Genomic DNA, 25,269 nt, shown 5'->3' on the forward strand with positions numbered 1-25,269 from the left:
GGTCTGATCGGCGCGCGCTCAGTCGCTCAGGACGATCTGATCTACCAGCAGGTGCCCCCACGCGCCGACGGCGTCATCGAGGATCTGGATCTGCGCGGTCCGACCGGCGAGGTCTCGCAGATCCCACTCGACGGGTCGGAACGTGCCGGAGTCGTCACCGGTCGCCGTGCGGACCGGCACGCCGTCCACGAGCAGTTGCACCGACGTCGCCGGTTCACTGCCGAGCGCGTTGTCGCCGCCCGCGACCAGCAGGTGCATGAAGTTGCGGTCGATCGTGAACGGCGCCGACGTCACCACCCCGGTTGCCGCATCTGCGCCGGCGAACGTGTCGGCGACGCGGGCGCCCACCTGGCCCGGCGCGGACGCCGTCACCGGGCCGATGCCCGCGAGGTCGCCCGATGCCGTCCACCCCTCGCCCCACACGTCGGACTCGAAGTCGGCGAGCACGCGCGCAGGTCGCTGATCGACGCTGCCGAACTCGGTGATCGTCAGGTCGCCGAAGGTCGCCGCGCCGCCCACGGTGTACAGGGCCAGACCGACATCTGCCGGGTCGGCGAAGACCTGACTGGAGTGCACATAGCGACCGTCGTCGACGAAGACCTCGATCGTGGTGCGGTCGACGAGGATCGTCAGCGCCACCTGGTCGCCCGCCACCGGCGTGCGGCTCTCGAGCTTGAACGGGTTCGGCGGATGCCCCGTCTGGCCACGGTTGGCGTACGCGTAGGTGTCGGTCACCCCGACGTCGGCGTGCGCGGAGCCGTCGGCGGACCGGCGCAGCTGCAGGCCGACGTTCGCCGCGGTCTCGCGACTGACCGTGGTCTGGATGCGGTAGGCGTCGCCGGTGTAGTCCAGCACGCGATGCCCATCGACGGTCACATCACCGAGTTCGACGGTGCGCGTCGCGATGTGGTCGAGGGCCGCGACCGGCTGCGAGGCGAGCCGGTACCCGTCCGGGGAGCTGCGGAGTGTGACCTGTCGGGTGATCGAGTCGGTGCCGTTGAAGCCGTCCTCGGTCCAGGTGGGCGTCGTGTGCGCGTAGTCCCAGTTGTTCATCCAGCCCACCGCATAGCGCCGGTCCAGCGGCGCGGCGGGGTCTTCCCACGTGACGGCCCCGTACCAGTCGAAGCCGTGGTCGAGCCACTGCGGCGCCGTCTCGTCGAAGGTGAACGCGGTGCCGTCGAAGTCGCCCGTCCAGTAGGCGAAGGTGGCCGGCTCGTTCGTCGCGTAGCCGTTCGCGCTGACGCCGAACACCCACTTCTCGGTGCCGTCGTCGGCGCGGATGCGGAAGAGGTCGGGGCATTCGATCATGCCGATGCCCGTGTTGACGTACTCCCAGGCCCGATCCCAGTCCTTCAGATTCGGCGAGGTGTAGAAGCCGACGCGATCGCCCTCGGCCACGAGCGCGATCCACTGGTCGCGCTCGTCGTCCCACACCACCTTCGGGTCGCGGGTGTGCTGGCGTCCGCCGTTGGGGATGACCGGCTGCTCGCCGTGCGGGCGGAACGTGCGTCCGCCGTCGATCGAGTACCAGAGGAACTGCGCCTGCGGCCCCGAGGCGGTCTGCTGCTGCGACTCGGTGGGGTGATCCATCTGCGTGACGAGCATCACGACGGCACCCGCCCCGAAGCCGGCGGTGTTGTCGTGGTCGACGACTGCAGACCCCGACCACAGGTCGTAGTTGGCGTTCGTCTTCTTCGGCGCGGCGATGCCCTGGTCGGCGAACACGACGCCGTCGTAGCTGGTCGCCAGGCGCCACTCGGTGCCGAAGTTCGCGGCGGGATCCGCGTTGTAGTCGGAGTTGTACAGGTAGTAGTAGTGGAACTTCCCGTCGATGAAGACCGGCCGCTGCGGGTCGTTCTTCCAATGGTCGGGCACTGTGAAGTGATACTGCGCGCGGTACGTGTCGCCGGGCGCGGCCTCAGCCGGCGCCGCGGGGGCTGCGAGCGCGAGCGACGCGGCGACGGCTGCTGCGGCCGACGCCCCGCCCACCCGAGCCCACCGGCGGGCTCGGGTGTCGGAGTGGTGGGGAGATGACGTCATCGGCGTCTCCTTTCATTGAGGTCAGGCGGAGACTGTCACCCCTGCGGCGGTCAGGCGGCCACCCACCCACGAGACGGGCATCGGGTCGGTCACACCGCCGACGAAGCGGCCGTCGGCGTCTTGGTGGCGGAATGCGAACAGCAGCCACTGGCCGTCGTCGCGACGCTGCAGCAGACGCCCGACGTAGAGCGTCTCGTCGGTGAGCGGGTAGGCGTCGTCGAGGTGGAACGGCCCGGTGAGGCTGTCCGCGGGCACCGCCCAGGTGCCGCCGCGGGCATCGCTGCGGGATGCCGTGGCGTGATCACCCAGGCACGAGAACAGCAGCACGGGTGTGCCGTCGACGACCTCGACCTGCATCACTTCGAGCTGCCCGAACCCGGTCTCGCTCGGTGTCGACAGCGGCGGCTGCAGGGTCCATTCCCGCAGGTTCGGCGAGGTCGCATGCCCGATGACGCCCCGCCCTGCGGGGTCACCGTGCGGGGCGCGGGCGGTGATGTACATGTGCCAGCCGTCGCCGTTCGGGTCGGCGAAGACCCACGGGTCGCGGAACGCCTCGTCGTGCCAGGCGTCGTCGGCGAGGGTCTCGTACCACGGGCCCGATGCTTCAAGCACGGCACCGGGGTGCTTCGTCCACACCTCGAGGTCGGGTGAGGTCGCATACCCGATGCGCTGCACGTTCTTGCCGCCCTCGGCGAGCGTCGACCCCGTGTAGAACATGAACCAGGTGCCGTCGGGGTGGCGCACGGTCGAGCCGGTCCACGTGGCGAGGTCGTCGAACGCGGGGGCATCGCTGCGCACAAGTGCGTCGGGCACCTGCGTCCACCTCTCGAGGTCGGTCGAGACGGCGTGACCGATCGACGCGCGGTAGTGGCGCGCATCGGGGTCCTGCAGCGCGCGCGAGGCGTACAGGTAGAAGAGGTGGTAGCGCTCGCCGTCGTCGGCGAACCAGTAGTCCCAGACCCAGGAACCGGGAAGATCGAACACGCATCAGCCTTTCGTGGTGTGGGCGAGGCCCACGGAGTTGAGGAAGTTGAGTTCGGCGGCGACCGGCGGGTCGGCACCGGGCCGCGACACGGTGATCGCGGCTGCTTCGGCGCACGCAAGCAGCACATGCTCGAGCACGCCGGGCGTGAGCGCCGCGATCGCGGCCCTCCTGTCTTCGGCACCCGATGTCGCCGCGAGCAGCGCGGCGACGAGGGTGCCCATGAACGTGTCGCCTGCGCCGACGGTGTCGACGACGGTGGTGTCGGCCGCCACGACACGGTGGCGTCCGTCCGTCCGATAGGCGGTGGCGCCGCCCGAGCCTGCCGTGACCACCACCAGCGTCGGCCCGCTCGCCAGCCATTCCCGCGCGACGTCGTCGATGTCACGGTCGGGGTGCAGCCACCGCACGTCCTCATCGCTGGCCTTCACGATGTCGGCCGCGGCGACCAGGCGCTGCACGCGATGACGCACGTCGGCGGGGTCGTCGACGAGTGCGGGGCGGATGTTCGGGTCGTAGCTGAGGAGGGTCCCCGGCATCCGGTGCTCGGCCAGTTCGACGACCAGATCCGCACCCGGCGTCAGCAGCGCAGCGACCGAACCGACGTGCAGCACGTCGGCCGGCGCGAGCGCCGCGTCGACGGGCTCGCCGTCGATGTCGAACGTATACTCGGCGGCTCCCGCCTCATCGAGCCGGGCGGTCGCCGTCGAGGTGCGCGGTGCAGCAGCGGCTTCGATCCGCACCCCCGAGTCGGAGAGCCACCGCCGCACCGCGCGTCCATCGGGGTCGTCGCCGAGGCGCGTGTGCAGCGCCACGTCGAGCCCCAGTCTGCCGAGGGTCAGGGCGACGTTCGCAGGACTGCCACCAGGGGCGCGATCGACGCTCCCGTCGATGCGGTGGACCACGTCGACGAGCGCTTCGCCGACGACGGCCACGCGCGCAGGCGGCGTCATCCCTTCACCCCGCTCGCGGCGATCGAGCTGACGAACGCCCGCTGGAAGATCAAGAACACGATGAGCACGGGCAGCGTGATCAGCGACGTGTACGCCATGACCTCGCCCCACGCGGTGTTGAGCTGGAAGAAGTACTGCATGCCGACCATGACCGGCCGCAGCTCTTCCTTCTGCACCACCATGAGCGGCCACAGGTACTGGTTCCACGCGGGCAGGAACGTGAGGATCGCGACCGTCGCGAACGCGGGACCCGACAGCGGCACCAGGATGCGACGGTAGATCGTGAACCAGCTCGCCCCGTCGATGCGCGCCGCCTCGTCGAGCGAGGTCGGGATCGTCGAGAAGTACTGCGCGAACAGGAAGATCGAGAACGCGTTCGCGACGAACGGCACGATCTGCACCTCGTAGGTGTTGAGCCAGCCGAAGTCGTACTTGAGCAGTCCGCCCTCCATCACGAGGGTGGGCAGCTGGGCGACCCAGTAGACCATCGGCACCGCGATCGTCTCGAAGGGCACGATGAGCGTCGCGATCACCATCGCCATGACGACGGCGCGACCCTTCCACCGCAGACGCGACAGTGCGAAGCCGGCCATCGAGTTGACGATGAGCCCGAGTCCCACGGTGAGCACCGTGATGAAGATCGAGTTGAACAGGAACTGCGCCACCGGTACCCGGTCGAAGACCCCGAAGTAGTTGTCGAGGCTGATGTCGCCTGCCGGCACGAACGCCATCGGCGAGTCGACGTCCTGCAGGATCTGCGCGTCGGGCTTGAGGCTGGAGACGAACATGAACACGAGCGGAAACATGAAGATGATTCCGAACACGCTCATCGCGATGTAGGTGAAGATGCGGCCCCGCAGGCGCACACGGTGCTCGCTGGCGGGCGTCGCCGCGCGGCGCTGGCCGCTGCCGCGCGTGGTGACGGCACGGGTCGAGGTCGTATCGATGGCCATGTCAGTCCTTCTCTCGCGTCAGCCAGCGCTGGATGAGCGCGATGATCAGCACGGCGACGAAGAAGATCAGCGAGATCGCCGCCGCGTAGCCGATCTCCTGCTGCTCGTAGCCCTTGCGCACGGCGTGGAAGACGATCGTGGAGGTCGAGTTGACGGGACCGCCCTGCGTCATGACATCGACCTGCACGAACAGGCCGAGGGCCGCGATCGTGATGGTCACCAGGACGAACACCATCGTCGGGCGCAGGCCCGGCCAGGTGACGTTCGTGAACTGGCGCCACGGGCTCGCGCCGTCCATCTTGGCCGCCTCGTAGAGCTCTTCGGGAATGGTCTGCAGACCCGAGAGCCAGATGATCATGTGGAACCCGACGGCCTGCCAGATCGACAGCGCGATGATGGCGCCGAGGGCCGTGTCGGGGTTGTTGAGCCAATCGACGCCCGCCCACGCTCCGAAGGTGAGCGTGTCGATCATCGAGTTGATGAGGCCGTCCTTCTGGTACATGAACTTCCAGAGGATCGACACCACGACGATCGAGGTGACGACGGGGATGAAGAAGACGACGCGGAAGAACGTCGTCCCCCGCATCCGCCGGTTCACGAGTACGGCCAGCAGCAGGCCGAGGCCCGCCTGCACCGGCACGACGACCAGGGCGAAGACGAAGGTGTTCCACGCCGACTGCAAGAAGACGGGGTCGGTCGTGAAGACCCGGATGAAGTTGTCGAAGCCGACGAACCGCGGCGGGTTGGGAGAGATGAGTCGCGCGTTGGTGAACGAGAGCGTGAAGGCGAGGATCACCGGGATCACGAGGAACAACAGCAGCAGGAGCGCCGCGGGGGCGATCATGCCGAGGCCGGCCCAGGTCTCGCGTCCGCGTGCGCTGCGGATGCGGCGGGTCGCGCGCCGAGGCGTCTCGGCCGCGACCGTCGGGGGTGTGACAGTCATGGGAGTGCTTCCGTGGAGACCGGTGGGGGCGAGCGCCCCCACCGGTCAGGCGATCACTGGAATCCGTACCCGTCGTTCGACGCGATGTTGGCGTCGATCTCGGAGACGGCGCGGTCGAGGGTCTCTTGCACGTCGGCGCCGTTCATGATGTCTTTCGCAGCGGTCTCGAACGTGGTCGAGATGACCGCGTAGGCGGGCGTCTCGGGGCGCAGCACGGCATACTGCTGCGAGAACTCGACGAAGTCGCGCAGGGCGCCGTCTTCACCGAAGTACTCGGATGCCGCCGCTGCCGACTCGGTGGCCGGGATCACGATCTGCTTGTCGGCGAAGGCGGTGATGTACTCGTCCTGGAAGCTGAACTCCAGGTAGGCACGGGCACCGTCTGCCTGCTCGCAGCTGGACGAGATGCCCCACTGCCACGAACCGCCGCCGATCTTGGGGCCATTGCCGAGGTCGGGCGCCGGCAGAATGAGCAGGTCGTCGCCGACCTCGTCGAGCGCCGTCAGCGCGTTCCACACGCCGGTGTAGCTGAGCGCCACCTGGTCGTCGATGAACTCCTGGTTGCCGATCGTGCCGCTCGCGTTCGCGTAACCGTCGGCGAACAGCCCCTGGAACCACTCGCCCCATGCCACGGCATCCGCGCCGTTGAGCGCGCCGTCGGCGGAGAGCATCGTGTCGCGGTCGATGAGGTCGCCGCCGAAGCTCTGCAGGAACGGCGAGTACGCGTACGGCCACCACTCGCCGGTGTCTTCGGCGCCGATGTCGATGGGCGTCTCGTAGCCGGCATCCTTCAGCGTCGACAGGACGTCGGCGAACTCGTCTGCCGTCCAGGGCTCGTCGACCGTGGGAATGCGGATGCCGTTCTCATCGAGCACCGACTGGCGAGCGAAGATGCCGAGTGCGGCGTCCCAGTAGCCGGCCGAGTAGATCTCGTCGTCCCAGACACCCACCGCGGTGGGCAGCAGCGAGTCGGTGAGCTCGGTGGGCAGCTCGAGCGGCTGCAGGTAGCCCGCCCAGGCCCAGTTGGGCATGATCGGACCGTCGAGGTCGAGCAGGCAGGGCAGGTCGTTCGAGGCTGCCGCCGCGACGATCGCGTCGTTGTACGCGCCCTGCGGGAACGACTCGTGCACGACCTCGTACTCGTCCTGCGACGCGTTGAAGTCGGAGATGATCTGCTCGTAGACCTCGAGCTCGGCCTCGTTTCCGGCCGAGTGGGTCCACATGGTGAGCTGGGTGCGACCGTCCTCGGTGGTGGTGTCGCCCTGACCGGCCTGTCCGCAGCCGGCCAGTGCCAGAACGCTCACGAGCCCCGCTGCCGCGGCGACCCGCACGGGAGTGCGCTTCATTATGGTTTCCTTTTCTTGTGATCGACGCCCGCGTCGATCACCGATCGGTGGTCGCGGTTCGCGACCGTTCGGTTGTGTGTGAAGCCCGTCGCCGGTTCTGTTTGCCGACGTGCGCCGGCGGCGGGCCCACGGAGTCTCGTCGCACGACGGGACACTCCATGTGGTGCACGGCATCCTTTTCACCCTCCGCGCGGATGCCGAGCGCGGCCTCCATCGCCCAGCGACCCATCTCGTAGTGGGGCAGGGCGACGGTGGTGAGGGGTGGGTCCTGTTCGGCCGCGACGAACTGCTGGTCGTCGAAGCCGACGACCGAGAGGTCGCGGGGGATGTCGAGGCCGCGGGCGTGCGCCGCGCGGTAGACGCCGGTCGCCATCCGGTCGTTGAAGCAGAAGAAAGCTGTGGGGCGGATCGCTTCGGGCAGGTCGAGCAGCCTCTCGGCCGCGATGCGACCACCCTGGGGCGAGGTCTGCGCGGCGACGTGCCATGCGGGGTCGGGCTCGATGCCCGCCTCGGCGAGCGCCTCCAGGTAGCCCTCGTGACGCAGGCTCGCGGCGATCGGCGCGTCTTCGTTGGTGTCGATGTATGCGATGCGGCGGTGCCCGGCTTCGGTGAGCGCACGCACCGCCGCGCGACCGCCTTCGCGGTCGGCCGGCACGACGGATCGGTAGCCGCCGGCCTCGGGGCGGCAGTCGAGGAAGACGGCGTCGTCGGGAAGGCCGGCCGGGGTCGAGAGCACGCGATGCCACATCGCGGCGTAGATCATGGCGTCGACCTGCTGCGCGCCGAGGGCACGGATCGCGTCACGCTCGATGTCGGCGTCACCGCCGGTGTCGACGAGAAACAGCAGGTGCGAGTGCTCGCGGGCGACGTCCTGCGCACCGGCGAGCATGCGTCCGGCGAACGGCGTCGTCGCGATCTGGTCGGAGATGAGCCCGACGGTGCGAGTGCGCTGCGTGCGCAGGCTGCGGGCGACGGAGCTGGGCTGGTAGCCGACCTGCTTCGCGGCGGCACGCACCCGCTCACGCGTGGCTTCGGGGATACGCGATTCGACGTCGTTCATGACGAGCGAGACGGTCGACACCGACACGCCTGCCGCCGCGGCGACATCGGAGATGCGAACCCTGGCCACGTCTGCTCCTCGTTGAGTGGATGCTGTCTTCCTGCGGTGCAAAATCGATTGATCAATGGTGATAAATCGATTGAGCGCCCTGCGAGATGATTATGCGCGCGCCGGCCGCCTTTCGTCAAGCCCCGTTGCGAACGCCGCGATCCGGTAGATTCCGGGTCGGGGAATCGAGCGACGGCAGGAGGTTCGCAGTGTCCGATTCAGAGCGGCGGCCACCGTCGTACTGGTACGCCGACGCCGACGCCCGTTCCACATCGGCGCTCGAAGCCCTGCGCGCCTACCGCGCTGCAGAGACCGCCATGCGACGACGCACGCAGCGGAGCATGGACATGGGCGAGAACGAACTCCTCGTCCTGCGCTTCCTCAGTCGTGCGCGCGTGCGTGACGAGGTCGTCACCCCCGTACAGTTGAGCCGCTATCTCGGCATCACGACAGCATCGACCACAGCGCTGCTCGACCGACTCACCATGAGCGGCCACGTCACACGCTCGCCGCATCCGACCGATCGGCGCAGCGTCGTGGTCTCGATCACGGACGATTCCGAGACCGAGGTGCGACACACCCTGGGCGCCATGCACGAACGCATGATGGCCGTCGTCCGCCCCATGTCGGCGCGCGACCGCGCAACCGTCGTCGACTTCCTCGACGCCATGCGTCGCGCGGTGGATCAGATCGACGACTGACGAGCGTTTCCGGTTCTGGTCATGCCTCCGGCCGCGGCTGCGATGCGCGCGAGGAAGGCCAGCACGATGTCGACCTCGTCATCGCGCAGGCCGCGCGCAACCCCTTCGACGTCGCGCTCGAACGCGCCGATCGTCGCATCCATCTGCGCGCGCGCGGTCTCGCTCGGAACGAGCAGCACCCGTCGACGATCGGTCGGGTGCGCCTCGCGGTGCAGATAGCCGGCTCGCTCGAGGCGATCGAGCAGGGCCGTCGTCGATGCAGAACTCGCTCCGAGACGTCGGGAGACATCGCCCGGCGTGAGGCCCGCGCCGGACTGTTCGGCGACCAGATCGCGAAGCACCGAGAATTCGCTCTCGCCGAGCGCCATAGATCTGCGCGCACGATGCCGCATGTCGGACTCGGCCACCGCGTAGGCCTTCACGGCTTCGACGACCTCCCGACTCCTGTGGCCATCCCGCCCTGACATCGCCGCCTCCGTTCGGACATTCTCCAACCAAGCCGAATTACTAGCTTGTCTAGTTACTTGCTATATGAGTAGATTGTCCACCAAGAATAATCGATTCGGAAGGAATCGCCATGGGTCGTCTGTACTACGGAGCCGCGGGAGACCAGATCACGATGCCCGATGACGAATTGGCGCACCTCAAGATCGTGGTCGCCACCAAACTGCGACGCTCCGAAAGCTTCACCCTCTCGTGGCGCCACGGCACCGAGACCGACCCTCGACTGTCGAGTGTGTGGATGCACTGCTCGATTCCGCTGCGCTTCGAGTTCGACGGCGGCGATGCGGACGCGCTCGACCGCACCAGACTGCAACAGCTCGCCGAAGCCGCGAACACGAACCGCGGTATCGTGCTGGAGCTCATCGAGCCGGCGCGCGCGGCAGAACTGGTACGGGCAGCATGAGCTTGCTCAATGCCGCCCCCCTCTTGTCCGGGTTGCGCCTGCAATGGGCAGAGGTCGACCCCGGCTTCCACGTCGCGACGAAAGACGGCGAATTCGCTGGGTCGGTCGACACCACCCATGACGGGCATTTCGTCGCGCTCGATGCGCGCTCAACCCCCATCGGTCGATATGAGACGCTCGCCGAAGCGAAGCGCTCCCTCACCACGACCCAGCCGCCTGAGCGCCGCGAGTTGGAGACGCGAGTCCTCTCGACGCTGCAGACCGCAGCCGTGATGGCGGGTGGGGCTAGCGCCATCGCACTCACTGTCGGAACCGCATCCCTCCTGACCTGACCGCGCGGGGTGGCGTACCGTGGCACCATGACGCGTCGCCCGCTCGCATTGGCATCGGGGATCACCCTGCTGCTCCTCGCGGGGTGCGCCACCGAGCCGGCCGAGTCACCGGCGACTTCTGCGGCGTCACCGACCACGCCATCACCGTCGGCGACCGTCGACCTCACTGCAGCGGCGGCATGGTTCGACGAGGTGAGCGCGAGCGTGTCCGACGGCCCCGGCGCAGCCGTCTCCGCGGGAATGCTCGTGACCAACCACGGCACGCCGACGTTCATCGTCGCGACGATCGACAATCCGACGAAGCTGGTCCGTGCCGACGTCCGCTGTTTCGGCGGGGGCACGGCTCAGGTCGCGGTCACGGCCGTCTCAGCCGATGGCGGGGAATCGGAGCCCGTCACATCTGAGGTCGTGTGCGACGAGGCGCCTCACGGCATCGAGCTCGACCTCGAGGCGACGACATCCGTCCGCCTCGAGGCACTCGGCAGCATGGAGACCTATCTGCACGCGACGTTCATCGAAGAGCTCGTCGTCGAGTACTGACGCCCGGGTCGACCGGTCATGAGGCGATTGCGCGCGGATGACTGCCGACCCGCCAGCTTCCTGCTGAGCCGTGCCTTCCGTAGGAGGCCGCCCAATGCGCCGCGGCACCGAAACGCGATCCGCTGCTGAGCGCGACATGCACCCCGTCATGGGCGAAGCCGACGATGTCGGCGCGACCGTCGCCGTTCACGTCGGTCACGCTGCGCGGCATCCAGCCGGACGTCCACTCGCGCGAACTGAAGTCGTTCGTCCACCGCGCGGGCGCCGCGAACGATGAACCGCGGTTGAGTGCGACTGTCGTGCCGAGGGTGCCGAGCGCGCCGCCGATGGCTGCGACACCAGTGGTGGCGAACAGTGCGCGGCGTGAAACCGCTGGTGAGACGTCCATGTGTCACCTTTCTCTTGTGGTCAGTGCTCCTGGTCAGTGCGCGGCGCGCATGCGCCACACCGATGCCTGCGCGGTGGCGCCGTCGACACGGATCGACACGCGATCCGCGTCGGGCGCGACGGGGTACACGCGGGCGGCGAGCGGCACCCCGTTCGCGAACGCTTCGAGGGCCGAGTGGTCGACGAGCACGCGAACGCGCACGCGATCGCCCTCGACGGGCACTCGCCCGCCCAGCGGGCCGGCATCTGTGGACTGATCGAGGCTCGCGTGCGAGCGATCGAGCGAGAAGTCGGCGTGGTGGCCGGACCGTTCGAGCCGATACACCGTGCGCTCACGACCATCGGCGGTCGCCCGCACTGTCACCTCGATCGCCGCTCCCTCCGGTAGCTGCACGTCGACTTCGATGTCCAGTTGATCGCCGGCGACATCGAAGCCGTCCACGGCATCGCCGCGGTACAGCAGCGATTCGCGCAACAGCTCCACCTCAGGCACAGGCGCCTGGTGCAGCGAGCCGTCGGCGCGAGCCGTGACAACGCGCGGCAGCGACATCACGCCCGACCAGCCCGCCTGCACGGCGGCGTCGTCGGGACGACCCTCCTGCATCCAGCCGAACATCACGCGCCGCCCGGACGCGTCGCACATCGACTGCGGCGCGTAGAAAAAGCGCCCGCCGAGGTCGAGGCGGTGCAGCGAAGCCGGCTCAAAGCGGTCGCCGGCGTACCGCCCCGTCCAGTAGAGGGGGTGGTGGGTCACGCCGTCGTCCCACGCGGAGAAGACAAGAACATCGGCGTCGTCGACGGCGAACAGGTCGACGCATTCCCACATGGTGCCGGTCCAGTCGGCGGCGTTGCGGTCCTGAGCTCCGGCGTCACCGGTGAGCAGCGGACCGAGGTACTCCCACGTGCGCAGGTCGGTGGATTCGTACAGCAGCGCGGTGCCGCCGACATCCCGGATCCCGGCGCCGATGATCTGGCGCCACGTTCCCGACTCCTCGCGCCACACGCAATGGTCGCGGAAGGCAACGATATCGAGGTCGGCCGGCGGCGCCGGGATGACGGGGTTCGCGTCGTGCTTCGTCCACGTCGCGAGATCGGCCGACCCGGTCGCGATGCACGGCAGCTCCCGATCGCCGTGGCGTCCCGAATAGACGAGCGTGGGCACGCCGTCGTGGTCGACGAGCACGCCGGACCAACAGCCGTCGACATCGGGGCCCTCACTCGGCTCGAGCGCGATCGGCAGTTCCTCCCAGTGCACGAGGTCTTTGCTGCGCGCGTGCCCCCAGTGGATCCGGTGATGCACGGGCGCATGCGGGTTGTACTGGTAGAAGAGGTGGAACCACCCGTCTCGCTGGGTCAGCCCGTTCGGGTCATTGAGCCATCCGGCCGGGGCGACGAAGTGGAACGCCGGACGATGCCGGTCCGCCCTCGCCCGTTCGATCAACTCGGTCGCCGGTGCGGATGCGGTGGTGGTGGTCATGCGGGGTCGTTCTCCAGGTCGGCCGAGCGGGGAGCGGCGGCAGGTTGTTCCAGGGCGGTGCCGGGTGCGTCCGGCGGCGGGGCGTACAGCCCGCATCGCACCCGGTGCTCGGGTTGGGCGCTGATGGTGTGGAAGACGGCGTTCTCAGCGGTGCACGGCTGGTCGGGGTCGCCCTGCCATGGGCACCGAGTGGGATGCAGCACGTCTCGGCGCAGCGCGGCCCGCTGTTCGGCGTCGAAGGGGTCGCGCCGGGCCGGGTCGGGGACCGCCGAGATGAGCAGTCGCGTGTAGGGGTGGGCGGGTTGCGCGAGCAGCTGCATCGCGTCGCCCACTTCGACCAGCTCCCCCGCGTACATCACGGCGATGCGGTCGGCGAGGTATCGCGCCGACGCGAGGTCGTGCGTGATGTACAGCATCGAGATGCCCTGCTCTTCGCAGAGGCTGCGCATGAGGTTCAGGACGCCGATGCGCACCGAGACGTCGAGCATCGACGTCGGCTCATCGGCCAGGAGTAGCCGCGGACCGACCGCGAGGGCGCGGGCGATTGCGATGCGCTGCCGCTGGCCACCCGACAGTTCGTGGGGGTAGCGGTCGAGCATCTCGTCGGGCAGCCCGACCTTTTCGAGCAGGCGTCGCTTCGCTGCCTCGAGCGCGCTGCGGTCGGCGACGGCGCCATGGATGCGCAACGGGCGCTCCAAGAAGTGCCCGACGCGGTGCACGGGGTTGAGCGACCCGAACGGGTCCTGAAAGATCATCTGCACGGCTGACCGGTAGGCCCGAGTGGCGCGGCGAGTGGTCGCGACGACGTCCTCGCCCTCGAAGAGGAACGTGCCCGAGCTGGGCTGTTCGAGGCGGGCGATACAGCGCGCGAAGGTGGATTTTCCGCTCCCCGACTCGCCGACGAGCGCAACGATCTCGCCGTGCGCGATGTCGAGATCGACGCCACCCAGCGCTCGCACTCGGCTGCGCGAGAAGGCGCCGCCCGTCGTGAAGGTCTTGGCCAGACCGCGAGCCGAAAGCACAGGAGTGTCGGTCATGTGAGTGCCTCCGTGATGAGAGCGTCGTCGCTCGGAGCGACCCAGTGGGTGGGGGTGGCCGGTTCCAGATCGGGAATTCCCGCGAATCGCACGCCTTCGCCGAGGCCACGGAGTCTGGTGCGCGGACCCGACATCGGCGGGAACGCGTTCATCAGCGCGCGCGTGTATGGATGCCGGGGTGTCGCGAACATGTCGTTCGCGGGTGCCGTCTCGACGAACCTGCCGCCATACATCACGGCCATGCGGTCGGACAGCTCGACCATGAGCGACATGTCATGCGTGATGAACAGGATCGCGAATCCGAGCTCCTGCTGGAGGTCTTTGATCTGCGCCATGATCTCTTGTTGCACGACGACGTCGAGCGCAGTCGTCGGCTCGTCCATGATCAGCAGCGACGGCCGCAGCGCGGTCGCCATCGCGATGACGACGCGTTGACGCATCCCACCAGACAACTGGTGCGGATACGCGCGCAGCCGGTCTCGCGGGATGCCGACGAGATCAAGCAGGTCGGCGGCCTTTGCCCGCGCGGACGCTTTCGAGATGCCTTCGTGGGTCGTGAAGATGTCGATGATCTGTGCGCCGATCGTCATGACCGGGTTGAGCGAGTTCATCGCACTCTGGAAGACCATGGCGACCTGTCGCCACCGGAACGCCCGCAACGCTTCGGCGCTGAGCGAGAGCACGTCGGTGCCGGCGAAGCGGATCGATCCGCCCGCGATCACGGCGGGGTCGCGCAGCAGCCGCAGAATCGCATTCGCGATCGTCGATTTGCCGCATCCGGACTCGCCCGCCAGACCGAACACCTCGCGCTCGGCAATCGTGAAGGACACCCGGTCGACCGCCCGCACGGTGCGGGCGTCGGTGACGTACTCGACCGACAGATCGGACACATCGAGCAGTGGCGCGCTCATCGTTGAGCCTCCGGACGGCTTGCGACACGCGTGGGCGCGTCTGGGGTGGTGCGACGTTTCGGACGTCGCAGTCTGGGGTTCGTGGTCTCGTCGACGCCGTAGTTGACCAGTGCGAGCGCGAAGGCGACGAGCGCGATGCAGACACCTGGTGGGACGAACACCCACCAGGCACCGGTCAGCAGGGCACCGTCGTTACTGGCCCAGTAGAGGTTCGTTCCCCAGCTGATGGTGCTGATGTCGCCGAGCCCCAGGAACTCGAGGCCGGCTTGGGCACCGATGCCGAAGATGACGCAGGCGAGAAAGGTGCTCATGACGATCGAGGCCATGTTCGGGAGGATCTCTCGGAACATGATGCGGATGCCGCTCTCACCGGTCACCTGCGATGCCGAGACGAAGTCCTTTCCGCGGATCGACAGGGCCTGCGAACGCAGGACGCGCGCCGACCCCGCCCACCCGGTGATGACCAGTACGAGGATCACGGTGCCGAGCCCCTGCGGAAGGAATGCCGCCAGGATCACGAGCAGCGGAAGCCCGGGCAGCAGCAGGAAGACGTTGGTCACGAGCGAAAGCAGGTTGTCGACGGTTCGTCCGAGGTAGGCCGAGGCGAGGCCGACGAGCAGACCGACGAGCGTTGCCAGGATGCCGACGGTGAACCCGACGAACAGTGACGAGCGTGCGCCCCAGATGTTGAGGGCGAGCACGTCCTGCCCCTTCGCGGTGGTGCCGAGGACGTGTTCCGCTGACGGCGGCTGCGATCCGATGCCCTGGATGAGGGTCGGATCACCGGGAGAGAGCACCGGCGCGAGGAGGGCGACCAGCACGAAGACGATCAGGATGACCACCCCCGTGAGCGCCTTCGCGTTGCCGAGCAGTCCGAGCAGGAGGTTCGAGCCTCCTTGCCGTCGACGCGACGGCGTGACCGCTGCGGCTTCGCCGTCGGGTCCCGGCGGCGTGCCGAGGTCGAGTTCGACCATGGCACGTGGGTCTTGTGCGAGCGACATCTCGCCCTCCGATCAGTTCACGCGCACGCGCGGGTCGAGCCGCACGTACACGATGTCGACGAGGAAGTTGGCGATCAGCACGGCTGTGGTGATCGTGAGGAACAGCCCCTGCATGAGCGGGTAGTCGAGGTTCTGCACGGCCGCGAGCAGCGTGTAGCCGATGCCGGGGTAGGCGAAGACGACCTCGGTCAGCAGCGCCCCACCGACCACGAACCCGAGTGACATGCCGAATGCCGTCACCGAGGGCAGCAGTGCATTGCGAGCGGCGTACTGCATCATCACGCGATGCGGGCGAAGCCCCTTGGCCTCGGCCATGACGATGTAGTCCTCGGCGTTGGTCGCGATCATGGTGTTGCGCATGCCCAGCATCCATCCACCGACGGAGACGAGCACGATCGAGGCTGCGGGCAGGAACAGGTGGTGAGCGACGTCGCCGATGAAGGCCGGGGTGATCGCCGGCACACTGCCCACCTCGAACGCGTGTCGCAGGGGGAACCAGTCGAGTGTTACGCCGAAGAGGTAGAGCAGCCCCATCGCCAGCCAGAAGTACGGGAATGATCCGATGAAGACGAGCAGCGGCGGCACGAACGAATCGAGGATGCCGCCGCGTCGCCACGCGGCCAGCACGCCGAGCAGATTCCCGATGACGACCGCGATGATCAGCGAGACGAAGCCCAGCAGGAACGTCCAGCCGATCACGCTGGTGATGACGTCCATGACCGGTGTCGGGAATCGAGAGATCGAGAATCCGAGGTTGCCGGTGAAGATCTGCCCCAGGTAGCGCACGTACTGCTCGATGAGCGGCGCGTCACTGAGTCCGAACGACTCGCGCAGTGCCTCGATCTGATCGGGACGGATCTGTCCCTGCAAACGTGCGACCATGCGCGAGACAGGGTCGCCCGGCATGAAGCGGGGAAGGAAGAAGTTGAGGGTGATCGACACCCAGAAGGCGGCCAGATAGAAGCCGAGCCGCCGCAGCACATAACCCATGGCGTATCTCCTCGAGCGCCCTGCTGCGCCGCGCTCGCGGCGCAGCAGGACGACTCGATCTGTGTGATCAGTCGGTAACGACGGGTTCGAGCGTCGTCAGCACGAGCACGGTGGTGCGCGACCGCGTCGACAGGGTCGCGTACGGGTCGCCCTCCGTGGGCCAACCGGTGAAGCGAGCGTTGCTGGCAGCGCCCCACTCCGGGCCGGGGAACAGTGGCGCGACCGGCGCCTCCTCGGCGAACAGCGCCTGCAGGTCGTCGACGACCGCGTGCTGCGCCTCCTCGTCGGGGGCCTGTGCGAACCGGGCCAGCAGCGCATCGGCTTCCTCGCTGCCGTAACGGTGATAGTTGTCGAAGGTCTGCTCTCCGACGGGCTTCACCGTCTCGGTCGACATCACGCCGCGGTAGTACTGGTACGGCGTGGGGGCGTTCGCGCTCCACACGATGCCCGAATCGAACGTGCCGTTCTCGTACCCGGCGACGACGTCGCCCCAGTCCTTCGCGGCAACCGTGACGGTGACGCCGAGCTCTGCGAGGTTCTGCGAGATGACGTTGCCGACCGACACCCAGTCGCTCGAGGTCGACCCGACCGAGTAGTCGAATGCGAACGGCGAACCGTCGGGCAGCACGCGCTTGCCGTCTGCGCCGAGCGTGATGCCCGCGGCATCCAGCAGTTCGCCGGCGGTTTCGAGATCGCGTTCGGTCCACGAGCACGATCCCGCGAGGTCCTCGTCGCGCCACGAGTCGTACGAACCGCTCAGCCCCGTGCAGTCGGCGGGCTCGGTGTATCCCTGCATGCCGACGGCGGTGACCTGTTCGCGGTCGACGGCCATCGACAGCGCCTTGCGGACGTTCGGGTCGTCGAACGGCGCCTTGGTCGTGTTGAACTGCCAGTTGATCATCGACCCGGTCGGGGGGAACCAGAAGAACCGGTTGTCGGCATCTTTCGCGACGTAGGCCTGATCGATGTTCGGAATGAACTGCGGCGCCCAGTCGACGTCACCGTTGGCGGCGGCGAGATTGGCACCGTCATTGCCCGAGAACGCCAGCATGCGAATGCCTTCGATGCGCTGCTTGTCGGGCTGCCAGTAGTTCGGGTTCTTGCCGAGGTCGAACGACTGCGCCTGGAAGTTCGTGACCTCGGTGTAAGGGCCCGACCCGACCGGCTCTTCGTTGGCGAACGTGGTGGGGTCTTCGACGTCGCGCCAGACGTGCGCGGGCACGATCGTCTGCTGTCCGATGTCGAGGAGCGCGGGCGAGAACGGCTCCGAGAAGTCGAACTGCACGGTGTGCTCGTCGACCGCGCTCACCTGCTCGAGATAATCGAACCCGCCGCGCACTTCGCGCTGCAGGTCGAAAGAGATGACCACGTCGTCGGCGACGAGCGGCTCACCGTCAGACCAGGTGACGTCGTCACGCAGCGTAAACGTGATGCCCGAACTGTCGGCCGCGACCTCCCACTCGGTGGCCAGCCAAGGCGTGGTGGAACCGTCGGCGGGGTTGTAGATCAGCATCGATTCGTAGATCGCCTGCTGCGTCATGGGGAAGTCGGGATTGGCGAACGGATTGAAGTTGCGGTCGAAGGTGCCCATGTCTTCGCGCGGAATGGTGAGCAGCTGCGAGCCGTCGAGGGCATCGGCAGCGGGGCTGCCGGTGTCAGAGCTGCAGCCCGACAACGCGATCGCGGCCGCCGCGACGGCAGCCGCCAAGGCCACCGCCTTGCGGTGAACTGTCATGATGGGTGAGTTCCTTTCTTCTTCGTTGAAGCCGAAGGGGCTGCGCGTCGGACGAGATGTCCAGTCACACCGACGCGCGTTCGAGGAGCGGGCAGTCGACCGTCACGGTCTCCGTGGCGGTCGGCCGACCCGCGATGATGTCGGCGAGGAGTTCCACGCCGAGTGCGCCCATCTGTTCGAAGGGCAGTGCAACCGTCGTCAGACCCGGCCTCAGGTAGCCCGCGATGAGCTCCTGGTTGTCGAATCCGATGACGGCGACGTCATGAGGAATGCGGAGCCCTCGCTCCTTGATCGCATCGAACGCTCCCATGGCCATGCGGTCATTCGCGCAGAAGATAGCGGTCGGCGGTTCGGCAAGCTCGAGCAGCGCCGTCGCCGCGTCGTATCCGCCGTGCGCGGTTGCGTGCCCAGAGACCTCGAGCGCATCGTGGATTTTGATCTGCGCATCCTGCAGCGCCTCGTGGAATCCGGATCGTCGCCCGACCGCGGCAGGGATTTCTGGGTCGAGATTGATGAAGCCGATGCGGCGGTGACCGGCCGCAAGCAGCCGCTCAGTCGCGCGTCGGCCGCCCGCGCGCTCATCCGGGACGATTGCTGGAAAGCGGCCTTCTGCGTCGAAGCAGTTCACGAGGACGGTCGGCACTTCGCGCGCGATTTCGGGCAGCTCGACGGCTCGATGCCATGTGGCCGCGTAGAGAATGCCCTCGACCCGCTGTTCGAGCAGGCGTTCGATGGCGGCCTGCTCGATCGTGGGGTCGGATTCGGTGGATGCGATCAGGAGATGCTTGCCATCGACCAGGGCCGCGTCCTGCGCCCCTTTGATGATGTCGACGGCGAAGGGCGCGGTGACGATCTCGGTGACCAGCCCGTACCAATCGCTCGTCTTCTTGGCGAGTGCGCGAGCCCCCGCGTTCGGGCGGTAGCCCAACTCGGCGGCAGCGGCCAGCACACGATCTCGGGTGTCATCGGAGAGCCCGACCGAGCGGCGGTCATTCAGCACGAACGACACGGCCGACCGCGAGACACCCGCCTTGATGGCGACGTCTTTCATGGTCACGGGCCGAGCGGCCATTGCGTACTCCTTCGTGCGCCTAACTCGCGTTAGATGCGGTCGCGGACGACTCTAACGCGAGTTAGGTACCCGCGTCAACAGGGATGCAGGCATCCGCTGTCAGCGCCAGATCAGCGCACGGTCACGAGCAGCCGCTGCCAGCCGGTCGAGCCGTCTGGGTAGATCGGGGCTCGCTCCTCTGCTTGTAGCTCACCGTCGCCATTGACGGCGCGCACCGCGATGTAGTGCGATCCGGTCGTCGCCTCCCACTCGAAGAACCACTGCACCCAGGTGTCGGCGTTGATGGCCGTCGCGAGCGTCGCCTGCTGCCACTCGCCGTCGTCGATGCTCACCTCGACCCGTTCGATGCCGACTGTCTGCGCCCACGCGACCCCGGCGACCGCGATCGTCCCCGCCTCCACCGAGCCGCCGGCGCGCGGGGTGTCGATACGCGAGCTGAACTTGACCGGCGCCTTCGCGCTGTACCCGCGCGGCGTCCAGTAGGCCTCGTCCTGCGCGAAGGTCGTGACCTTCAGCTCGGTGACCCACTTCGTCGCCGACACGTACCCGTACAGCCCCGGCACCACCATCCGCACCGGGAACCCGTGCTCGGCGGGCAGCGGCTCGCCGTTCATGCCGACGGCGAGGATCGCATCGATCCCGTCGTCGGTGAGCGAGGCGAGCGGTGTGGATGCCGTGAACCCATCGACGCTCCGCGAAAGCACCATGTCGGCATCCGCCTGCGGGCCGGCGAGCGCGAGCACTTCGCGAACCGGCACGCCGAGCCAGACGGCGTTGCCGACCAATCCCCCTCCGACCTCGTTCGAGACGCACGTGAGTGTGACGGCGTACTCGTCGAGTCCCATCTCGAGCAGGTCGTCGAAGGTGAGCTCGACGCGCTCGTCGACCATCCCGTCGATCACAAGCCGCCACTCGGCGGGGTCGACGGTCGGCACGAGCAGGGCGGTGTCGACGCGGTAGAAGTCGGAGTTGGGCGTGATGACCGGCGAGAGTCCCTCGATGTCGAGTTCGGCGCCGTCGGGAATCGTCACCGTACGTCGCGGTGCGGGCAGTTGCAGCTCATCGCGGATCACATCGACGGTTCGCCGCACCGAGTCGAAGACGCGCGCACCGACGCCGACGAGCACGGCCGCCGCCCCGACGATCGCCGTCGTCCTGAAGAAACCCCGCCGGTCGACCCCTGCGTCCGGCTTCGGCGCGGCGGGATTCTCGGGCACGGATGCCGCGACATCCGGCGTCTCGGCGGCGCGCAGCCGCCCGATGAGCAGCACGAGGGTGATGACGCCTGCGACGGTGCCGGCAGCCGTCGGCACCCATGAGAACCACGACGCGCCCGCCCGGGTCACGGTGGTGGCGAGCGCCAGCACCCCCGCGAACGCGAACAGGGCGGCACCGAGGGGCCGTCGCACGTACTGCAGCACCCCGGTGACGGCGGCGGCGACGAGTACTGCGACGCCTAGGCCGATCAACAGCACCGGCTTGTCGGCCTCGCCGAATGTCGCGATCGCGAATTCCTTCAGCGGGCGGGGAACGATGTCGATGACGAACGCCCCGACCGCGACGATCGGCCCGCCACCGGGTGTGAACACGAGCGCGAGCACTTCGGCGACCGCCAGCAGCACCGCTGCCGCGACCACACCGACGACGGCAGCCCACAACATCGCCGCCCGTGCGGGTTTCGATCCACGCTCCATGTCGCCATCCTCCGATCCGCGGCATCCCCTGTCTATGGGGTTCGGAACGGTCAGGCGATCGGATCGCGGACGACCTTCAGTCGTAGGCCGCCTCGGTGTGGCGGGGCGAGACGCCGTGTGCGATCTTCACGAGGTGTGCGTGCGCGTATTCGCACACCAGGGCGTGGCGATAGACCATTTGCGGCACGTCGACGTTGGAGTCCATCCACAGACTCAGGGCGCCGACCTTCCAGTGGCGGAACGTGTCGTCGCCGGTGAGCACCGTGAGGATCTCGAGGAAGGAGTCGTCGAACTTCATCGAGTGCACCGCGCGGCGGTACTCCTCGAGCGTCAGCGCGATCGAGAACGGGATGTTCATGAAACACAGCGCCGTCTGGATGTCGAGGCGGATGACGCGCTGGATGTTCCGCTCGGCATCGAGCTTGGGAATGTCGAGCTGCGCGTAGTCGGGCGTTTCGACTTTCGCCAGTGGCACGTGCTCGAGGGCGATGAGCACGTCGTACACGTTCACGTCGTGTTCGACGACGGCGTTGTCGCCCAACCCCGACAGCGCCGTCGGGCGCAGGGTCACCGGCTCCATGTCGACGGGGGTGTTGCGGATGATGAAGTTCACCAGGTTCGTCTCGACGACGAAGTGTCGGATGAGCAGTTCGACCGCGGCGGGCGAGACGAAGTGCCGCAAGAACCAGACGCAGAGCGCATCCATCGTGCGCAGCGGCATCCACCGCATCGGCAGCACGCGTTTGACGACGGTCACGAGCGCCACGACGACGCGCGAGAAGATGCGTGCGATCGGATACAGCCACCGCCTCGACAGTCGCCGCTGGTCGTTGAGGATCTGCCGCACCACCGCACGATCGAGCGGCACCGACGGGTCGGCGTAGATCGCCTCCCACATGCTCGGGTCGGAGCGGACGAACTCGCGGACGAGCGGCAGCGGCGGGCGTGTCGCCACCTCAGCGGTCCAGTTCTTCGAGCTGCAGCGCGTAGAGGCGGGCGACGACCTGTGCGCAGCGGACGATCTCGTCGGCGGCAGCGTCGTCGATGATGCCGGAGGTGAGGATCGCGTCGAGCCCACCCGTGTGCTGCGCGTCGGCGACCTCGTGGTACTTCATGAAGTGCACCTGGTTGTCGGCCAGCCCCAGCACTTCCTGGAATCGGTTCGCCCAGCCTGCGGCGCGGTTGGCGCCGAGGCCCTCGATGATGAACATCGCGCCGAGCAGCCCGACCGGGTTGGGGCGGTCGGCGTAGGTGAACATGTAGCCAGACAGCGCTTCGGAGCCGAGGTTCTTGCGCCCCGCGCGCAGGTCGTCGAGCGAGCCGCCGACGGCGACGTAGTCGCGTTCGATCATGAGGTAGTCGCGGTGCTCCTCCTCGGCGTGGCGGATCGCGGCGGCACGCAGTTCGAAGTGCGCGATGTCGAAGTTGGATGCGGCGCGCGAGATCCACGGTGACCCGTCGACGACCTGCTGGCGCAGGTTGAACAGCAGTCGCAGGTAGTCGTCGATCGTGACGGTGCCCTCTTCGAGGCGGCGCAGGATCGGCACCTCGGCGAGCCGTTCCTCGAGCTCGACCCAGACGTCGGCGAGGCGCTCGGTGAGCGATTCGACGGTGGCGGATGCTTCGGCGGTCAGTTCGGTGGTCATCGGCGTACTCCCTGTCATTGGGTGAATCGTGCGGCGGTCGGTCAGGCGACGGGTCGGGCCGGTGGTGCGACCACGGTGAGGTGGGCGAAGGCGAACGAGAACCGGCCCGACTCGGGCACGGCGAGCAGGATCGTCTCGCCCGGCGCGAAGCGGCCGGTGCGCCACGCCTCTTCGAGCGCGATGAAGATGCTCGCCGACCCGGTGTTGCCGCAGGTCTCGAGATTCGAGAACCAGCGGTCGGTGTCCAGCGACGGCACCCGGCGGCGCAGCCCGTCGAACGCGAGGTCGCGGAACATGTTCGTCGAGTAGTGGCAGAGCACGTGGTCGAGGTGGTGCACGTCCACGAGTCCCGTGTCGACGAGCTCCTCGAACTGGGCGAGCCCGGTGTCGGCGAGTTTGTCGAGCACGCTCACGTCTTGCCGAAGCGTGAACATGCCGGCATCCCTCGCCTCATCGACCGGGATGTCCTGCCACGTCGCACCGGGCACCGGGTCGAGACCCGTCATGCCCGAGCGCATGCACACGGCATTGTCGTGGGCGAGCGAGACCTGTCGCACCCAGTCGACCCGCAGCGACGGGCGATCCGGATGCGGCTGGAACTCGACGACGACGGCACCTGCCCCGTCCGAGAGCATCCACCGGAGAAAGTGCGAGTCCATACCGGCCTTGACCCCGTCGAAGCGCCGCTGGCGGAGGCTGCGGCTGGGAAGCTCTGACCCGACGACGGCGGCGCGCGGGTGGTCGCCGAGTTTGACCTTGGCCACCGCAGCATCGAGCGCGCTGAGGCTCGACGAGCACACGCCGGTCGCCGTCAGCACCTGCATGGGGCCGCCGCCGAGTCGACCATGCACCATCGACCCGAAGCCCGGTACGAGCACGTCGCCCATCGTCGTGGCGCACGCGAGCATGCGCAGATCGGATGCCGCGATGCCACGGTCGTCGAGCGCGGCCTGCAGTGCCTTCACCGCGAGCTGTTCGTTGAGCTCGGTCGGTTCACCCTGCTCGTCGAGCGCGTAGTGGCGCTGCTTGATGCCGTTGGCTGCGAGGATGCGTTCGCGGATGCGCGCGGTGACCTTGTCGTCACCGCCGAGGCGCGTCACGATCTCGTCATTGCCGATCGGCGGCCCGGGCAGATAGCGCCCGAAGCCCGTCAGATACGCGTTCGCCGTGACCCCCATGGGTCGAGACTAGACGGTGGGGCCGAACCGGCGCCGGATTTCTCCACCGAACGCATATCAGCCCCGGCGAAAACCGGGGCTGATCTGCTGAAAGTGGCGGTGACGGTGGGATTTGAACCCACGGTAGGGGGTTACCCTACACAACTTTTCGAGAGTTGCACCTTCGGCCGCTCGGACACGTCACCGCCGAACAGTTTACGACACGTTCAGCCGTGCCGCGAACCGAGCCTCACGGGCGAAGCCGCAGGTCACCCGTTATTCCCGGCCCGTACCCTCCCGGATGCGACCGGACACTGCCAGACTGAGCGCATGAGCGCGATCGAGAACTCGAAACTCACCGTCGTCGGCGCCGGCGCGGTCGGATCCAGCGTCGCCTATGCCGCCCTCATCCGCGGATCGGCGAGGCACGTCGCCCTGTATGACATCGCCACCGAGAAGACCGAGGCGGAGGTGCTCGACCTCGCCCACGGCGCGCAATTCACCGGGTCGAGCGACATCATCGGCGGCTCCGACATCTCGGTCGCGGCAGGCTCGCACGTCGTGGTGATCACCGCGGGTGCCAAGCAGAAGCCCGGGCAGACCCGCATCGAGCTGGCTGGTGTGAACGCCGGCATCCTCAAGACGATGATGCCGCAGCTGCTCGAGGTCGCCCCCGACGCAACCTTCGTGATCGTCACGAACCCCTGCGACGTCCTGACGGTGCTCGCGCAGGAGGCCACCGGTCTTCCGCCCGAGCGCGTGTTCGCGTCTGGCACCGTGCTCGACACGTCGCGGCTGCGGTGGAAGCTCGCACAGCGCGCAGGAGTATCGACCTCCAGCGTGCACGCCTACATCGTCGGCGAGCACGGCGACACCGAGTTTCCGCTGTGGTCGCACGCGACGATCGGCACGGTGCCGATCCTCGACTGGGTGCCGCGGGACGGGCAGCCGAAGTTCACCGTCGAAGAGCTCGACCAGATCGCGATCGACGTGCGGGATGCCGCGTACAAGGTCATTCAGGGCAAGGGCGCCACGAACTATGCGATCGGCCTCTCGAGCGCACGCATCGTCGAAGCACTGCTGAACGACGAGAGCGCCGTCATGCCGGTCTCGACGGTGCTGAACGACTTCCAGGGTGTGAGCGGCGTGGCCCTGTCGGTGCCGTCGATCGTCGGCCGCTCGGGCGCGTTCCCAATCCCCGAGACCACGTTCAGCGACGCCGAGCTCGGTCTGTTCCGCCGTTCCGCCGACGCCCTGTCAGAGGTCGCGGCGTCGCTGCGGTGACCGCCCGCTCTGCTCAGCCGCGGCGCGCGTAACTCCTGAGTTTTCGCACCCGGCCGGCCCGGCAGGGTCGTTT

At 67.9% G+C, this 25,269-nt stretch carries 24 protein-coding genes, 1 tRNA gene and 1 pseudogene; 5 read left to right on the plus strand and 21 right to left on the minus strand.

Going from position 1 to position 25,269, the window contains the following annotated elements:
* Positions 1-18: 18 nt before the first annotated feature.
* Genes AC3ENX_RS04900 through AC3ENX_RS04930 form a run of 7 tightly spaced genes read right to left on the minus strand, consistent with a single transcriptional unit; the run spans position 19 to position 8,346 of the window.
* Positions 19-2,040 (minus strand): glycoside hydrolase family 32 protein, encoded by a 2,022-nt coding sequence (locus AC3ENX_RS04900; RefSeq protein WP_434810737.1) that lies wholly within the window; start codon positions 2,038-2,040, stop codon positions 19-21.
* Between the two features lie 21 nt (positions 2,041-2,061).
* Positions 2,062-3,024: a glycoside hydrolase family protein gene (locus AC3ENX_RS04905; protein WP_434810738.1), complete on the minus strand. Its 963-nt coding sequence runs from the start codon at positions 3,022-3,024 to the stop codon at positions 2,062-2,064.
* Positions 3,025-3,027: 3 nt separating this feature from the next.
* On the minus strand, positions 3,028-3,975 hold the full coding sequence (locus AC3ENX_RS04910) for a carbohydrate kinase family protein (RefSeq protein ID WP_283716201.1): 948 nt from the start codon (positions 3,973-3,975) through the stop codon (positions 3,028-3,030).
* Positions 3,972-4,928, minus strand: a complete 957-nt coding sequence (locus AC3ENX_RS04915) for a carbohydrate ABC transporter permease (RefSeq protein WP_283716200.1) — start codon at positions 4,926-4,928, stop codon at positions 3,972-3,974. The genes AC3ENX_RS04910 and AC3ENX_RS04915 overlap by 4 nt, the downstream gene beginning before the upstream one ends.
* 1 nt (position 4,929) lies before the next feature.
* Positions 4,930-5,871, minus strand: a complete 942-nt coding sequence (locus AC3ENX_RS04920) for a carbohydrate ABC transporter permease (protein WP_434810739.1) — start codon at positions 5,869-5,871, stop codon at positions 4,930-4,932.
* Between the two features lie 53 nt (positions 5,872-5,924).
* Complete coding sequence (locus tag AC3ENX_RS04925) at positions 5,925-7,217, minus strand: sugar ABC transporter substrate-binding protein (RefSeq protein ID WP_434810740.1); 1,293 nt, start codon at positions 7,215-7,217, stop codon at positions 5,925-5,927.
* A gap of 37 nt (positions 7,218-7,254) precedes the next feature.
* The gene (locus AC3ENX_RS04930) at positions 7,255-8,346 is read right to left on the minus strand and encodes a LacI family DNA-binding transcriptional regulator (protein ID WP_434810741.1); all 1,092 of its coding nucleotides are present in this window, start codon (positions 8,344-8,346) and stop codon (positions 7,255-7,257) included.
* A 188-nt stretch (positions 8,347-8,534) separates the two neighbouring features.
* Between AC3ENX_RS04930 and AC3ENX_RS04935 the strand changes: the two genes are divergently transcribed.
* On the plus strand, positions 8,535-9,026 hold the full coding sequence (locus AC3ENX_RS04935; RefSeq protein WP_434810742.1) for a MarR family winged helix-turn-helix transcriptional regulator: 492 nt from the start codon (positions 8,535-8,537) through the stop codon (positions 9,024-9,026).
* Between the two features lie 188 nt (positions 9,027-9,214).
* Here the strand turns inward: AC3ENX_RS04935 and AC3ENX_RS04940 are convergent.
* Positions 9,215-9,493, minus strand: a pseudogene (locus AC3ENX_RS04940) (MarR family transcriptional regulator); the annotation flags it as partial.
* 110 nt (positions 9,494-9,603) lie between these two features.
* Here AC3ENX_RS04940 and AC3ENX_RS04945 point away from each other — a divergent pair.
* Genes AC3ENX_RS04945 through AC3ENX_RS04955 form a run of 3 tightly spaced genes read left to right on the plus strand, consistent with a single transcriptional unit; the run spans position 9,604 to position 10,805 of the window.
* Positions 9,604-9,933: a DUF7882 family protein gene (locus AC3ENX_RS04945; protein ID WP_434810743.1), complete on the plus strand. Its 330-nt coding sequence runs from the start codon at positions 9,604-9,606 to the stop codon at positions 9,931-9,933.
* A complete protein-coding gene (locus AC3ENX_RS04950) occupies positions 9,930-10,265 on the plus strand; it encodes a peptide ABC transporter permease (RefSeq protein WP_434810744.1) in 336 nt (111 codons plus the stop codon). The genes AC3ENX_RS04945 and AC3ENX_RS04950 overlap by 4 nt, the downstream gene beginning before the upstream one ends.
* 27 nt (positions 10,266-10,292) lie before the next feature.
* Positions 10,293-10,805 (plus strand): hypothetical protein, encoded by a 513-nt coding sequence (locus AC3ENX_RS04955; RefSeq protein WP_434810745.1) that lies wholly within the window; start codon positions 10,293-10,295, stop codon positions 10,803-10,805.
* 16 nt (positions 10,806-10,821) lie between these two features.
* Here the strand turns inward: AC3ENX_RS04955 and AC3ENX_RS04960 are convergent, their stop codons facing one another.
* The 13 genes from AC3ENX_RS04960 to AC3ENX_RS05020 form a co-directional block, all read right to left on the minus strand.
* Complete coding sequence (locus AC3ENX_RS04960) at positions 10,822-11,193, minus strand: hypothetical protein (RefSeq protein ID WP_434810746.1); 372 nt, start codon at positions 11,191-11,193, stop codon at positions 10,822-10,824.
* Between the two features lie 33 nt (positions 11,194-11,226).
* Positions 11,227-12,669 (minus strand): glycoside hydrolase family 32 protein, encoded by a 1,443-nt coding sequence (locus tag AC3ENX_RS04965; protein ID WP_434810747.1) that lies wholly within the window; start codon positions 12,667-12,669, stop codon positions 11,227-11,229.
* Entirely contained in the window at positions 12,666-13,706 is a 1,041-nt protein-coding gene (locus AC3ENX_RS04970) for an ATP-binding cassette domain-containing protein (RefSeq protein ID WP_434810748.1), read from the minus strand. Before AC3ENX_RS04970 ends, AC3ENX_RS04965 begins: the two co-directional genes overlap by 4 nt.
* The gene (locus AC3ENX_RS04975) at positions 13,703-14,617 is read right to left on the minus strand and encodes an ABC transporter ATP-binding protein (protein ID WP_434810749.1); all 915 of its coding nucleotides are present in this window, start codon (positions 14,615-14,617) and stop codon (positions 13,703-13,705) included. Before AC3ENX_RS04975 ends, AC3ENX_RS04970 begins: the two co-directional genes overlap by 4 nt.
* Positions 14,614-15,591: an ABC transporter permease gene (locus AC3ENX_RS04980; protein WP_434810817.1), complete on the minus strand. Its 978-nt coding sequence runs from the start codon at positions 15,589-15,591 to the stop codon at positions 14,614-14,616. Before AC3ENX_RS04980 ends, AC3ENX_RS04975 begins: the two co-directional genes overlap by 4 nt.
* Before the next feature lie 39 nt (positions 15,592-15,630).
* Complete coding sequence (locus AC3ENX_RS04985; RefSeq protein WP_434810750.1) at positions 15,631-16,608, minus strand: ABC transporter permease; 978 nt, start codon at positions 16,606-16,608, stop codon at positions 15,631-15,633.
* 67 nt (positions 16,609-16,675) lie between these two features.
* A complete protein-coding gene (locus tag AC3ENX_RS04990) occupies positions 16,676-18,343 on the minus strand; it encodes an ABC transporter substrate-binding protein (RefSeq protein WP_434810751.1) in 1,668 nt (555 codons plus the stop codon).
* Between the two features lie 64 nt (positions 18,344-18,407).
* The gene (locus tag AC3ENX_RS04995) at positions 18,408-19,415 is read right to left on the minus strand and encodes a LacI family DNA-binding transcriptional regulator (protein WP_434810752.1); all 1,008 of its coding nucleotides are present in this window, start codon (positions 19,413-19,415) and stop codon (positions 18,408-18,410) included.
* A 110-nt stretch (positions 19,416-19,525) separates the two neighbouring features.
* Positions 19,526-21,109, minus strand: a complete 1,584-nt coding sequence (locus AC3ENX_RS05000) for a molybdopterin-dependent oxidoreductase (RefSeq protein ID WP_434810753.1) — start codon at positions 21,107-21,109, stop codon at positions 19,526-19,528.
* Positions 21,110-21,185: 76 nt separating this feature from the next.
* Entirely contained in the window at positions 21,186-22,064 is an 879-nt protein-coding gene (locus AC3ENX_RS05005) for a DUF6999 family protein (RefSeq protein WP_434810754.1), read from the minus strand.
* 1 nt (position 22,065) lies between these two features.
* The gene (locus AC3ENX_RS05010; protein WP_434810755.1) at positions 22,066-22,755 is read right to left on the minus strand and encodes an iron-containing redox enzyme family protein; all 690 of its coding nucleotides are present in this window, start codon (positions 22,753-22,755) and stop codon (positions 22,066-22,068) included.
* Between the two features lie 41 nt (positions 22,756-22,796).
* Positions 22,797-23,933, minus strand: coding sequence for a 3-oxoacyl-[acyl-carrier-protein] synthase III C-terminal domain-containing protein (locus tag AC3ENX_RS05015; RefSeq protein ID WP_434810756.1), 1,137 nt, complete (start codon positions 23,931-23,933; stop codon positions 22,797-22,799).
* A 94-nt stretch (positions 23,934-24,027) separates the two neighbouring features.
* Positions 24,028-24,118: transfer RNA gene (locus tag AC3ENX_RS05020), tRNA-Ser, on the minus strand.
* Between the two features lie 124 nt (positions 24,119-24,242).
* Between AC3ENX_RS05020 and AC3ENX_RS05025 the strand changes: the two genes are divergently transcribed.
* Positions 24,243-25,196, plus strand: a complete 954-nt coding sequence (locus tag AC3ENX_RS05025; RefSeq protein WP_434810757.1) for an L-lactate dehydrogenase — start codon at positions 24,243-24,245, stop codon at positions 25,194-25,196.
* Positions 25,197-25,269: the final 73 nt, after the last annotated feature.

Source organism: Microbacterium sp. bgisy189, from assembly GCF_057707225.1.